The organism is Desertihabitans brevis, assembly GCF_003327535.1.
Lineage (GTDB): Bacteria > Actinomycetota > Actinomycetes > Propionibacteriales > Propionibacteriaceae > Desertihabitans > Desertihabitans brevis.
Window position 1 is genome coordinate 39,828 of record NZ_QOUI01000002.1, and the last position, 12,216, is coordinate 52,043.

The 12,216-nt window shown below is 72.9% G+C and carries 12 protein-coding genes; 8 read left to right on the forward strand and 4 right to left on the reverse strand.

Annotation, left to right across the window (positions count from 1 at the left end):
• Positions 1-13: 13 nt before the first annotated feature.
• Positions 14-1,966 carry an ABC transporter ATP-binding protein gene (locus tag DT076_RS03575; RefSeq protein ID WP_199538941.1) on the reverse strand — a complete coding sequence of 651 codons (1,953 nt, stop codon included), beginning with the start codon at positions 1,964-1,966 and terminating at the stop codon, positions 14-16.
• A 116-nt stretch (positions 1,967-2,082) separates the two neighbouring features.
• On the opposite strand from DT076_RS03575, the gene DT076_RS03580 reads away from it, so the two are divergent.
• Both DT076_RS03580 and DT076_RS03585 read left to right on the forward strand, forming a co-directional pair.
• Positions 2,083-2,493, forward strand: coding sequence for a DUF3099 domain-containing protein (locus DT076_RS03580; protein WP_114125304.1), 411 nt, complete (start codon positions 2,083-2,085; stop codon positions 2,491-2,493).
• Positions 2,490-2,693, forward strand: coding sequence for a hypothetical protein (locus tag DT076_RS03585; RefSeq protein WP_114125305.1), 204 nt, complete (start codon positions 2,490-2,492; stop codon positions 2,691-2,693). Before DT076_RS03580 ends, DT076_RS03585 begins: the two co-directional genes overlap by 4 nt.
• 4 nt (positions 2,694-2,697) lie before the next feature.
• Here the strand turns inward: DT076_RS03585 and DT076_RS03590 are convergent, their stop codons facing one another.
• Together DT076_RS03590 and moaA are read right to left on the reverse strand one after the other, a co-directional pair.
• Positions 2,698-3,249 (reverse strand): hypothetical protein, encoded by a 552-nt coding sequence (locus DT076_RS03590; RefSeq protein ID WP_147264043.1) that lies wholly within the window; start codon positions 3,247-3,249, stop codon positions 2,698-2,700.
• A 37-nt stretch (positions 3,250-3,286) separates the two neighbouring features.
• Complete coding sequence (gene moaA, locus DT076_RS03595) at positions 3,287-4,306, reverse strand: GTP 3',8-cyclase MoaA (RefSeq protein ID WP_114125307.1); 1,020 nt, start codon at positions 4,304-4,306, stop codon at positions 3,287-3,289.
• A 106-nt stretch (positions 4,307-4,412) separates the two neighbouring features.
• Here moaA and DT076_RS03600 point away from each other — a divergent pair, with 106 nt between their 5' ends.
• The 6 genes from DT076_RS03600 (at position 4,413) to DT076_RS03625 (ending at position 11,454) form a co-directional block, all read left to right on the forward strand.
• A complete protein-coding gene (locus DT076_RS03600) occupies positions 4,413-4,676 on the forward strand; it encodes a DUF6457 domain-containing protein (protein WP_233493617.1) in 264 nt (87 codons plus the stop codon).
• A gap of 63 nt (positions 4,677-4,739) precedes the next feature.
• Positions 4,740-5,489, forward strand: a complete 750-nt coding sequence (locus tag DT076_RS03605; RefSeq protein WP_158548031.1) for an SURF1 family cytochrome oxidase biogenesis protein — start codon at positions 4,740-4,742, stop codon at positions 5,487-5,489.
• Positions 5,490-5,493: 4 nt separating this feature from the next.
• Complete coding sequence (locus DT076_RS03610; protein ID WP_114125309.1) at positions 5,494-6,255, forward strand: SDR family oxidoreductase; 762 nt, start codon at positions 5,494-5,496, stop codon at positions 6,253-6,255.
• A 13-nt stretch (positions 6,256-6,268) separates the two neighbouring features.
• Positions 6,269-7,126 (forward strand): putative RNA methyltransferase, encoded by an 858-nt coding sequence (locus DT076_RS03615; RefSeq protein ID WP_114125310.1) that lies wholly within the window; start codon positions 6,269-6,271, stop codon positions 7,124-7,126.
• Positions 7,127-7,349: 223 nt separating this feature from the next.
• On the forward strand, positions 7,350-10,373 hold the full coding sequence (locus tag DT076_RS03620) for a ribonucleoside-diphosphate reductase subunit alpha (protein ID WP_325048350.1): 3,024 nt from the start codon (positions 7,350-7,352) through the stop codon (positions 10,371-10,373).
• Positions 10,374-10,413: 40 nt separating this feature from the next.
• Positions 10,414-11,454: a ribonucleotide-diphosphate reductase subunit beta gene (locus tag DT076_RS03625; RefSeq protein ID WP_114125311.1), complete on the forward strand. Its 1,041-nt coding sequence runs from the start codon at positions 10,414-10,416 to the stop codon at positions 11,452-11,454.
• 63 nt (positions 11,455-11,517) lie between these two features.
• Here the strand turns inward: DT076_RS03625 and DT076_RS19810 are convergent, their stop codons facing one another.
• A complete protein-coding gene (locus DT076_RS19810) occupies positions 11,518-12,159 on the reverse strand; it encodes a helix-turn-helix domain-containing protein (RefSeq protein WP_233493618.1) in 642 nt (213 codons plus the stop codon).
• Positions 12,160-12,216 lie beyond the last annotated feature (57 nt).

Below are 12,216 nucleotides of genomic sequence, written 5' to 3' on the forward strand. Positions count from 1 at the left end.
CGGGCCGGCGTCCTCACACGCTGACGTCGGCCCGCGGCCCGTCGGCCGGGCCCTCCTCCAGGGTGGCCCGGCCGAGCTGCTCGGCATGCAGCCGGGCGTACAGCCCACCGGCGGCGAGCAGCTCGGCGTGGGTGCCGCGCTCCACCACCCGGCCCCGTTCCATCCCGTAGATGACGTCGGCGGCGCGGATCGTGGAGAGCCGGTGCGCGATGGCGATGGTGGTGCGGTCGCGGGTCGCGCGCTCCAGGGCGTCCTGGACCAGCCGCTCGGTCTCGCTGTCCAGGGCGGAGGTGGCCTCGTCCAGGATGAGGATGCGCGGGTCCTTCAGCAGCACCCGGGCGATCGCCAGCCGCTGCTTCTCCCCACCCGAGAGCCGGTAGCCGCGTTCGCCGGTGACCGTCTCGTAGCCCTCGGCGAAGGTCATGATCCGGTCGTGGATGTTCGCCCCGCGGGCGGCGGCCTCGATCTCCTCCGCGCTCGCCCCCGGCTTGGCGTAGGCGATGTTGTCGCGGATGGTGCCGTGGAACAGGTAGGGCTCCTGGGTGACCATGCCGACCGCGTCGGCCAGCGAGGACGCGGTGAGGTCACGGACGTCGATCCCGTCGATCCGCACCGCCCCCTCGGTCACCTCGTGGAAGCGCGGCACCAGGTAGGTGGCGGTGGTCTTGCCCGACCCCGACGGACCCACCAGCGCGGCCAGCTGCCCCGGCTCGACGGTGAGCGAGACGTCCCGCAGCGCCCAGCCGTCGCCGGGGTCGGTCGGCCCGGCCATCCGCACCCCCGGCCCACCGAAGCGGTCGCCCTGCTCGGTGCCGCTCAGGGGTCGCGGTTCGGGGTAGCGGAAGCTCACCGCGTCGAACTCGACCCGCCCGGCCATGGTCTCGGGGTCGAGTCGGCGGGCGCCGGGGCGCTCGGTGATCGCCGGACGCAGGTCGAGGTACTCGAAGATCCGCCGGAACAGCGCCAGCGAGGTCTGCACGTCCAGGCTGACCCGCATCAGCGAGCCCAGCGGCTGCTGCAGCCGGGCCTGCACCGTGGTGAAGGCGATCAGGGTGCCCGCGGTCAGCCCGCCGCCCCCGGGCACGGTGCCGGTGACCATCAGCCCGGCGGCCAGGTAGATCAGGGCCGGGGTGATGGCGAAGAAGGTCTGCACCACCGCCATGAAGGTGCGCCCGGTCATCGCCTGCTCGACCTGCAGCCGCGTCTGGCGCCGGTTCGCCTCGCGGTAGCGCTCGGTCTCGGCCGCGGCCCGGTTGAACACCTTGGACAGCAGGATGCCGGAGACGCTGAGCGCCTCCTCGGTGATCGCGGTCATCTCCGCCAGCGACTCCTGGGTGCGCCGGGCCAGCCGCTGGCGCCGGCGTCCCACCCGCACCTGGATCCAGACGAACAGCGGGATCAGCGCGCAGGTGAGGACGGTCAGCTGCCATGACAGCAGCAGCATCGAGACGAAGGCGGCGACCACGGTCACCGTGTTGGAGAGGATGGCGGTCGCGACGTCGGTGAGGACCGTGCGCACGCCGCTGACGTCGTTGGACAGCCGGGACTGGATGGAGCCGGTCCTGGTGGCGGTGAAGAAGGCCAGCTCCATCCGCTGCAGGTGGGCGAACAGGTCGCCGCGCAGGTCGGCCATCGCGGAGTTGCCGATGATGCTGGTGAGGTAGTTCTGCCCGATCCCGACCAGTGCGGTGAGCACCGGGATGGCCACCAGACCGCCGACCAGCCAGGCGAGCAGGTCCAGCCGCGCCGGTCCGCCGTCGGTCGGGAAGAGCGCGGCGTCGAACACCTCGCGGGTGAGGAAGGGGCTGACCGCCGTGAGCCCGGCCGCGGTCAGCACGGCCAGCAGCACCAGCGCCATCCGAGCCCGGTAGGGACGCAGCAGGGAGGCGATCCGGCGCAGCACGCCCCGCTGCGGGGCGGCGATCTCCTCCTCGCTCAGGTGGGTGACGGTGATGCCGCGCGGCACAGCCAGCCCTCCTCCCGGGTCACGCCGGACCGGACGCCCGGCACCGACCCCGCGGGCACCCTACTCCCGGTCGGCCGGCCCGGAAGGCCTGCCGGAGAGCCACGTACGCTGACCGGGTGGCGCACCGCGACGACGACACACCCGTCATCACCCAGGCCTCCCGGGGCCGCTCGGTCGACGCCTCGCGCCGTCAGCGCAACTACCTGATCATGATGGGCATCCGGGTGCTCTGCTTCGTCGGGCTGTGGCCGGCCCGCAGCAACCCGGTGCTGGTCGTGGTGCTGCTGCTGGGTGCGGTGCTGCTGCCCTACCTGGCGGTGCTGCTGGTCAACGCCAAGGACCAGCGCTCGGTCGAGAGCACCCCACCGCCGGAGCGGACGGCGCCGGCCGACGCCGAGCCCCGGCCGGCCGTGGAGCAGGGCCCGGTGACCATCGAGGGCGAGGTGGTCGAGGACGACCCGTCCCGGCCGGCGCTGGAACCCCGGCGGCCCGGGACGCCGCCACCGCGACCCGGAGGAGGACCGTGAGCGACGTCGAGGAGCTCCCCACCACCTGCTCGGCCCGGGGCTGCCAGGCGCCGGCCGTGCACGACCTGCGGTGGAACAACCCGAAGATCCACACCCCCGAGCGGCGCAAGCACTGGCTGGCCTGCGAGGAGCACCGGGTCTCGCTGTCGGAGTTCCTGCAGGCGCGGGGGTTCCTCCGCGAGGTCGAGCCGCTCGGCTGAGGGGTCAGTCCGTGGTGTCCCGCTGGGCCGCGTGCTCGGCGTCCACCCGCTTCTTGATGCCCTTGAGCCCTGGGATGGAGCCGAGCATCTCGTTGATCTCGGTGACCACCCGCAGCACGTCGTGCAGGTCGGGGGCGACGTCACCGAGGGTGCTCATCACCGGCAGGACGTCCCGGCGCAGGTCACCCACCAGCCGCGGCAGCAGGTCGAGAGCCTCCACCACCGCCTGCACCTCGTGCGGGTCGGTGGAGTCGGCCAGCCGCGCCATGACGGGCTGCAGCCGGGTCAGCGACTCGGTGTAGGACCCCAACAGCTCCTCGGCCCGGACGCTGACCCCCTCGGCCCGCTCGACCACCGCCTGGGTGCGCTGCACGGCCAGCTCGGCCCCGGTGACCACCGCGTCGGAGCGGTCGAGCAGCCCCTCGGCGCGCTCGGCCGCCCGCTCGGCCCGCTCCAGCAGCGCGACCGTGCGCGGCAGCAGGGAGGTCAGCTGCTCGAGCGCCTCCGCACCACGACCGAGCAGCTCTGCGGGGTTGGGCGGCAGCGGCACTCGCATGGGCCCACGGTAGACCCGTCCCCGCCGGGCCCGGCGGTCAGCCGCCGATGGCCGACATCGGACGGTCGGGCTGGAGGAAGCTCGGGTCGTCGATGCCGTGACCGGGTCGCTTGGCCGCCAGCACGTCCAGCCAGCGGCAGGCGATCTCCTCGTCGTCCGCGCCGCCGCGCAGCAGCGGTCGCAGGTCGGACTCGGTGCGAGCGAACAGGCAGTTGCGCAGCTGCCCGTCCGCGGTCAGTCGGACCCGGTCGCAGGCGCCGCAGAAGGGGCGGGTCACCGAGGCGATGATGCCGACCTTGTGCGCGGTGCCGGCCACCCGGAACAGCTCGGCCGGCGCGCTCCCCCGCTCGGCGCGGTCGTCGACCAGGCGCCAGCGCCGCGACAGCGCGGTGTGGATCTCCTCGGCGGTGACCATCTCGCTGCGCTGCCAGCCGTGCTGGGCGTCCAGCGGCATCTGCTCGATGAACCGCAGCTGGGCGCCGACGTCCATCGCCCAGGCGAGCAGGTCGGCGGCCTCGGAGTCGTTGACGCCGCGCATGAGGACGGTGTTGACCTTGACCGGGGTGAGCCCGGCCGCGACCGCCGCCTCCACCCCGGCGAGCACGTCGGGCAGCCGGCGCCGGCGGGTCAGCCGGGTGAAGGTGTCGGGGTCGAGGGTGTCGAGGGAGACGTTGATCCGGTCCAGCCCGGCGGCGGCCAGCTCCTCGGCCCGGCGCGCCAGCCCGATCCCGTTGGTGGTGAGCGCGATCCGCGGCCGCGGCCGCAGCGCGGCGACGTCGCGGACCACCTCCAGCAGGTCGGGCCGCAGCAGCGGCTCCCCGCCGGTCAGCCGGATCGAGGTGATGCCGAGCATCCGGACGGCCACGTCGAGCAGCCGGCGCAGCTCCTCGGCGGTCAGCAGCTCGTCCTTGCCCAGCCAGTCCAACCCCTCGGCCGGCATGCAGTAGGTGCAGCGCAGGTTGCAGCGGTCGGTCAGGGAGACCCGCAGGTCGGTGGCGACCCGGCCGTGCCGGTCGCGCAGCGGGCGCGGCCAGGAGGCGGTCGGGGTCGAGGTCATGCGCCCGAGTCTAGGGAGCACCCCCAGGCGCCCCACCCCCCGGTGGCCGGGCGGCGGACCGGTGGCAGGATCGTCGCAGCCCCACTGCCGAGCGACGAGGAGCAGCGTGACCGAAGAGACCCGCACCCTCTTTCTGTGGATGGCCGAGCTCAGCGACACCCTCGGACTCGACATGGACCTCGACGAGGACTCGGTGCACGCGGTGCTCGACCTCGCCCGTGACGCCGCCCACCACGTCACCCGCCCGGCCGCGCCGCTGACCACCTTCCTGGCCGGGGTGGCCGTCGGCCGGGGCGCCAGCATCGGATCCGCGACGGCCAGCGCCACCCAGCTGGCGCTGACCAAGGGCGAGCACCCCTCGACCTCCTGAGCCCCGCCGTCGGGCGGCCCGCTCCGGCTGGGGTGGCGCCGGGAGCGCCACTACCCTGTCGGGGTGCAGCGGCTGTGGTTGCGCTGGCTTGTGCTGGCGCTGTTCTGTGTGGTGGTCGTCGTCGCCTTCGTCACCCTCGGCCGCTGGCAGCTGAGCCGGCTGGAGGAGCGCCGGGCCGAGAACGCCCAGGTCGAGGCGCAGCGGCAGGCGCCGCCGGTCGGCGTGGACGAGGCCCTCGGCGACGAGGTGGCCGACGCCGAGCAGTGGCGCCGGGTCGAGCTGACCGGGGAGTTCGACGCCGGCCAGCAGGTGCACGTCCGCAACCGGCGCAACGGGGAGGTGCGCGGGTTCGAGGTGCTCACGCCGCTGCGACTGGCCGACGGCCGCTCCGTCTGGGTGAGCCGCGGCTTCGTCGCCGAGACCCGAGGCATCCCCGAGACGCTGCCCGCACCGCCCGCCGGCGAGGTCGACGTGCTCGGCTGGCTACGGCGCAACGAGCAGGGCCGGGAGGCGCTGATCACCCCCGCGCAGGGCTCGGTCCGGCTGGTCAACACGCCGGCGCTGGCGTCCACCGTGCCCTACCCGGTGCTGACCACCGGCTGGGTGGCGGCCTTCGAGATCACACCGGTCGACCCGCAGCCCGGCTACGCCGCGCTCGACCCGGTGCAGCCGCCGGCGCCGACCGAGGGCAACCACCTCTCCTACGCCCTGCAGTGGTTCGCCTTCACCGCGATCGCGGTCGGCGGGGTGGTGGTGCTGGTGCGTGGCGACCTGAGGGAGCGCCGTCGCGAGCGGGCCGGTGCGCCAGACTGACCCCATGGACCTGCACCTCGCCGACCGCACCTTCGTCGTGACCGCCGCCTCCGCCGGGCTGGGCCGCGCCACCGCCAGCGCCCTCGTCGCCGAGGGCGCCCGGGTGGTGCTGGTGGCCCGCCGGGCCGACGTGCTGGCCGAGGTGGTCGCCGAGCTGGGCGAGGACGCCGCGGTGGCGCTGCCGGCCGACCTCTCCGACCCCGCCACCCCCGGCCGGGCCTGCGAGCTGGCGCTGAGCCGGTTCGGCTCCCTGGACGGGGCCCTGGTGAGCGTCGGCGGCCCGCCGCGCGGGGCCGCCCTGGCCAACAGTGAGCAGGAGTGGCGCGACGCCTTCGACTCGGTCTTCCTGGCCGCGCTGCGGGTCAGCCGGGCGGTGCTCGAGCACGCGACCCGCGACGACGTCGCGCTGGCCTGGGTGCTCTCCAGCACCGCCCGCGAACCGCTGCCCGAGATGGCCATCAGCAACGGGCTGCGTCCCGGGCTGGGGCTGCTGGTCAAGCAGCTGGCCGACGAGGTCGGGCCCCGCGGCGCCCGGGTGGTCGGGCTGATGCCGGGCACCGTGCGCACCGAGCGGATCACGGCCCTGCACGCCCACAGCGACGACCCGGAGCAGGCGATGGCCGACGCCGCCGCCACCATCCCGCTGCGCCGGTTGGGTGAGCCGGAGGAGTTCGGACGGGTGGCCGCCTTCGTGCTCTCCCCCGCCGCCAGCTACCTGTCGGGCTGCCTGCTCCCGGTCGACGGCGGCAAGATGCGCACCCTGTGAGGGCCCGCTGAGCGTGTCCGGGGGCGCCCTGGCGCTGGTGCAGCCGCTGCTGCGCTGCCCGGTGGCCGGTCACCGCGAGCCGCGCGGGCTGGACCTCCTCGACGGAGGCCGGCGGCTGCGCTGCGCGGACGGGCACTCCTTCGACATCGCCCGGCAGGGCCACGTCAACCTCATGGGTGGGGTGGCGGCCGGGGCCAACGCCGACACCGCCGCGATGGTGGCCGCCCGCGAGCGGGTGCACGACGCCGGGCTGCTCGACCTGGTCGGCGGGGCGCTGGTGGAGGCCTGCGCCGACCTCGGCGAGGCCGCCCGGCTGGTGGAGACCGGCGGCGGCACCGGACAGCACCTGGCCCGGGTGGTCGCGGCCGGGTCGCAGCGGGTCGGGCTGAGCACCGACGTCTCCACCGCGGCCGCCCGGCGCGCCGCCCGGGTGCACCCCCGGGTGGCCTCGGTGGTCGCCGACAGCTGGCGGCCCTGGCCGCTGCTCGACGGCCGGGTCGACGCGGTGCTGGTGGTCTTCGCGCCCCGCAACGCCGCCGAGGCCCAGCGGGTGCTCCGCCCGGGCGGCACCCTGGTCGTGGTCACCCCCGAACCGGATCACCTCGACGGGCTGCGCGGACGGGCCGGGCTGATGACCGTCCAGGCCGACAAGGCCGAGCGCCTCGACGAGCAGCTGGGTGGGCGCTTCGAGCCGGTGTCGCGACACGCCGAGCGGCGCCGGGTGGAGCTCTCCGACGAGGCCGCCGCCGACCTCGCGCTGATGGGTCCGAACGGGCACCACACCGACCGCGAGAGCCTGCTGCGACGGCGTCCGGGCGGGCCGGTGACGCTGTCTGTCAGGGTCGCGCGGTACCGTCGCAGCGGAGCGTGAGCGCTCGCCGCCCGACCCGCGGAAAACCCAGATATGGGGTACTTGCACGCGTGTGATTTCCAGATATAGTGGTTCTCACCGGCGGCCGATGCCCGCGCTCCGTGCCCCAGGCACCCTACGCGGACCGCACCTGACCCCGGGGGACAACCCAGTCGAGCGCGCGGAGCAGTGGTCCACCACCGCTGCCGTGGCACCCACACCTGCGACCACAGAGGGATGAGTCATGCACGCAGCCGAGCAGCAGATCACCGTCCAGAAGCGCGACGGCAGCCTGGTCCCCTACGACGGCTACGAGATCGCCCGCTCGATCGAGGACGCCAGCCGCGGGCTCGACGACCAGGTCACCCGGGCGACCCAGATCCAGTCCGAGCTCGAGATCACGCTGTTCGACAAGATCACCACCGAGCAGCTGGACGAGGCCGTCATCGGGGTCGCCCTGCAGAACGTCAAGGACGACCCGGCCTTCGACACCATCGCGGCCCGGCTGCTGGTGAAGACCCTGTACAAGCGGGTGCTCGGCGAGGGCGTCACGCTGACCAACGTCGCCCGCCGCCACCACGAGCAGTTCGCCGGCTACATCCACAAGGCGGTCTCCGACGGCCTGCTCGACCCGCGCCTGGGCGAGGACTTCGACCTGCTCCGGCTGGCCGGTGCGCTCGACCCGGCCCGCGACGACCTGCTGCGCTACATCGGCGTGCAGACCATGCGCACCCGCTACCTCATCAACGACTCCCGGCGCCAGCCGATGGAGACCCCGCAGTTCTTCTGGATGCGGGTGGCGATGGGGCTCTCGCTGAACGAGCAGGACCCGACGGCGGCCGCGCTGCAGATCTACGACGCGATGTCCTCCCTCACCTACCTGGCCGCGGGCTCCACGCTGGTCAACGCCGGCACCTCCTACGCCCAGCTCTCCAACTGCTTCGTCATGCAGATGGACGACGACATGGAGCACATCGCCACCTCGCTGCGCAACGTCATGTGGCTGACCAAGGGCACCGGCGGGATCGGGCTCTCGGTCACGAAGCTGCGCTCGGAGGGCTCGCCCATCCGCAGCAACAACACCACCTCGACCGGTCCGATCCCCTTCATGCACACCATCGACTCGAGCCTGCGCGCGGTCTCCCGCGGCGGCAAGAAGTTCGGTGCGCTGTGCTTCTACATGGAGAACTGGCACCTCGACTTCCCGCAGTTCCTCGACCTGAAGCAGAACTCCGGCGACCCCTACCGCCGGCTGCGCACCGCCAACACCGCGGTCTGGATCTCCGACGAGTTCATGAAGCGGGTCCGCGACGACGAGGTGTGGTACCTGTTCGACCCGCTCGAGGTGCCCGACCTGCCCGAGCTCTACGGCGCCGCCTTCTCCCGCCGCTACGCCGAGTACATCCAGAAGGCCGAGAACGGTGAGATGCGCCGCTTCAAGCGGGTCCGCGCCCGCGAGCAGTTCAAGGCGATCCTCATCACCCTGCAGAGCACCTCGCACCCGTGGCTGACGTGGAAGGACACCATCAACACCCGGGCGCTGAACAACAACACCGGGACGATCCACCTGTCCAACCTCTGCACCGAGATCTGCCTGCCGCAGGACCGCGACCAGATCGCGGTCTGCAACCTGGCCTCGGTCAACCTCTCGGCCCACCTCGGCGACGACCTGGTGGTCGACTGGGAGCGGCTGCGCCACACCGTGCGCACCGCGGTCCGCCAGCTCGACAACCTCATCGACATCACCATCAGCCAGGTGCCGGAGTCCGAGCGCTCCAACTCCGACCACCGTGCGGTCGGCCTGGGCGTGATGGGCTTCACCGACCTGACGGAGCGGCTGGGCATGGCCTACGACTCCGAGCAGGCGGCCGAGCTGATCGACGAGCTGATGGAGTTCGTCAGCTACCACGCGATCGACGCCAGCGCCGACCTGGCCCGCGAGCGCGGCAGCTACCGCACCTTCGAGGGCTCGCGCTGGAGCCAGGGCTGGGTGCCCTTCGACTCCCTCGCCGCGCTGGAGGCCGACCGCGAGGTGCCGGTGGCCGTCGACCGCACCATCCGGATGGACTGGGACGCGCTGCGCGAGAAGGTCCGTGGCGGCATGCGCAACTCGACCGTGCTGGCGATCGCCCCGACCGCCTCGATCGGTCTGGTCGCGGGCACCACCCCGGGTCTGGACCCGCAGTTCAGCCAGATCTTCAGCCGGGCCACCTCCTCGGGCAAGTTCCTCGAGGTCAACCGCAACCTGGTCGCCGACCTGAAGTCGCGCGGGCTGTGGGAGCAGGTGCGCGACGAGCTGCTGCAGGCCCAGGGCGACGTCACCCGGATCGCCTCGGTGCCCGACGACCTCAAGCAGATCTACCGGACGTCCTTCCAGCTGGCGCCCACGGCCTTCATCGAGATCGCCGCCCGGGCCCAGAAGTGGATCGACCAGGCGATCAGCCGCAACATCTACCTGGCCAGCCGCGACGTCAACGAGATGGTCGAGCTGTACTCGGCGGCCTGGGAGCGGGGGGTCAAGACCACCTACTACCTGCACATGATGCCGCGGCACACCGCCGAGCAGAGCACCGTCAAGATCAACAAGGCGGCCGAGCTCCGCGGTGGCAGCACCGGGTCGGCCGGTGGCGGTCGTCGGGGGTTCGGCGCCCGTACCGGCTCCCCGGCCACGCCGTCGGAGCGTCCGGCCTCCGGGCCCGGCGCAGCGCCGACCAGCGCCACCGGCGACGCCCCGCAGGCCCGGCAGGCGCCGTCCAGCGCGACGCCGGCCGGTCCCGCATCCTCCGCCCCGGCCCCGGCCCCGGCCGCGCCGGCCACGGGTGGTCCGGTCACCGGCGGCGTGCCGGGTGCGGCGGCGGGTCGTGGCTTCGGCTTCGGCCGTCGTCCCGGCCAGGCGCCCAGCGCGCAGGGCGGCGCCCCGGCGCGCCAGCCGCAGGCCCCCAGCGGGCCGTCGGCGGCGGCTCCGCAGGACACGGGCAGCCAGCCCGAGCCGCGTCGGGGCTTCGGCTTCGCCCGGGCCACCGGGTCTGCGGTAGCGTCGCCGGTCCCGCCCGCGGCACCGCCGTCGGCCACGCCCGCGCCCGAGGCCGTCGAGCGCACCGTCCAGGTCGAGCACACCGTCTCGGTCGAGCACAGCGAGCAGACCGTGCAGGTCGTGACGCCCGCCGTCAGCGCCGTCCAGCTGGACGGGTTCGAGCTGGACGTGGTCGACGGCACCGCCTGCCCGGTCGACCCGATGGAGCGCCTGCAGTGCGACTCCTGCCAGTGACCGCCGAGACCCCCTCCTCCGAGACGACTGGAGCATCCCGATGAGCATCAGCGACCAGACCGCCAGCACCGCCCCGGTCTCCGACGGCGGCTCGGCCTCGCGCGGCATCCTCGGAGCCGGCATCAGCGAGGGCCTGCTGCTCAAGCCGGTCCGCTACCAGTGGGCCCAGGACCTCTACGACCAGGCGGTGGCCAACACCTGGTTCCCCAACGAGATCCAGCTCGGGGAGGACCTGGCCGACTTCAACCGGATGACGGCCGAGGAGCGGCACGCCCTCACCTTCCTGATGAGCTACTTCAACCCCAGCGAGCTGCTGGTCAACAAGGCGCTGGCGTTCGGGGTGTACCCCTACGTCAACACCGCCGAGTGCCACCTCTACCTGGCCAAGCAGATGTGGGAGGAGGCCAACCACTGCATGTCGTTCGAGTACGTCCTCGAGACGTTCCCGATCGACCGCGAGGCGGCCTACAGCTCCCACGTCGACGTGCCGTCGATGGCGGCCAAGGAGGAGTTCGAGGTCCACTTCATCCGCCGGATGACCGAGCAGACCCTGGACATCACCACCGTCCACGGCAAGCAGGAGTTCATCCGCAACCTGGTGGCCTACAACGTCATCCTCGAGGGGATCTGGTTCTACAGCGGCTTCATGGTCGCGCTGTCGTTCCGGCAGCGGAACCTGCTGCGCAACTTCGGCTCGCTGATCGACTGGATCGTCCGCGACGAGAGCCTGCACCTGAAGTTCGGGATCAACCTGATCCTCACCGTGCTGGACGAGAACCCCGAGATCGCCACGGAGGAGTTCGCCGAGGAGATCCGCCAGATGATCATCGACGCGGTGGCCATGGAGGAGCGCTACAACCGCGACCTGCTGCCCAACGGCATCCTCGGGATGAACGCGGAGTACATCAACAGCTACGTCCGCTACCTGGCCGACCGCCGGCTGGAGGAGCTCGGCTTCGGGGCGCACTTCGGTGACGCCAACCCGGCGAAGTGGATGGCCACGGCCAACGACACGCTGCAGCTGGTCAACTTCTTCGAGGCGACCAACACCTCCTACGAGGTCAACGCACGCCAGTCCTGATCCTCGACCGACCCGGCCGCCGTCAGCACCTGCTGGCGGCGGCCGCGTCGTCCCTGGAGCGGGTCACTTGCCCTTCTTGGGCTTCTTGTCGCCCTTCTTCTTGCCCTTGTCCTTCTTGGCGTCGTCCTTGCCGCCGTCCTTCTTCTTGCCCTTGTCCTTGCCCTTGCCGTCCTTCTTGCCGCTCTTGGCCTTGGCGTCCTTCGACCGCCCCCGGCGCTCCTCGGCGGCGCTGTCCGGGCGGGCGGGCGTGGCGTCGGCCGGCTTCTCCGAGCCGCGGGCGTCGCTGTAGGCGGGGGCGACCGGCCCGGTGTCCTCGGACGTGGCGGGCGGGGTGATCCGGGTGGGCACCTCGGCGTCGCCGGAGTCGGTGACCACCTCGCGGGTGCTGGTGCGGGCCGGCGTCCGCTCGGCCGCGGTGTTCGGGGTGCGGCCCGCTCCGCGGCGGCCGCCCGCGCGGCCGGTGCCCGATCCGGTGGAGCGGGCCGGCGAGCGCCGGGTCGAGCCGGCCGGGCGCGCCACGGCCCCACCGCGGGAGCGGACGCTCACCCCGCTCTCCCGGATCAGCGCCTGCACGAACCCGTAGCTGCGCCCGGTGCTGTCGGCGAGAGCGCGGATGCTCTCACCGGCGGCATAGCGCTCACCGAGCTCGCGGGCCATGGTGGCGCGCTGGTCCCCGGTGATCCGTGCTCCTCGCGGGATGGCCATGCCTACCTCCTGGTGTCGATCACGTGATCGGCACCACTATGACGCAGCAGACCGGCG

Excerpts from the sequence above, each read along its gene's own strand:
- DT076_RS03625 (WP_114125311.1), top strand. The coding sequence starts at position 10,414 with ATGAGCATCAGCGACCAGACCGCCAGCACCGCCCCGGTCTCCGACGGC.
- moaA (WP_114125307.1), bottom strand. The coding sequence starts at position 4,306 with ATGACCTCGACCCCGACCGCCTCCTGGCCGCGCCCGCTGCGCGACCGG.
- DT076_RS19810 (WP_233493618.1), bottom strand. The coding sequence starts at position 12,159 with ATGGCCATCCCGCGAGGAGCACGGATCACCGGGGACCAGCGCGCCACC.
- DT076_RS03590 (WP_147264043.1), bottom strand. The coding sequence starts at position 3,249 with ATGCGAGTGCCGCTGCCGCCCAACCCCGCAGAGCTGCTCGGTCGTGGT.
- DT076_RS03610 (WP_114125309.1), top strand. The coding sequence starts at position 5,494 with ATGGACCTGCACCTCGCCGACCGCACCTTCGTCGTGACCGCCGCCTCC.
- DT076_RS03620 (WP_325048350.1), top strand. The coding sequence starts at position 7,350 with ATGCACGCAGCCGAGCAGCAGATCACCGTCCAGAAGCGCGACGGCAGC.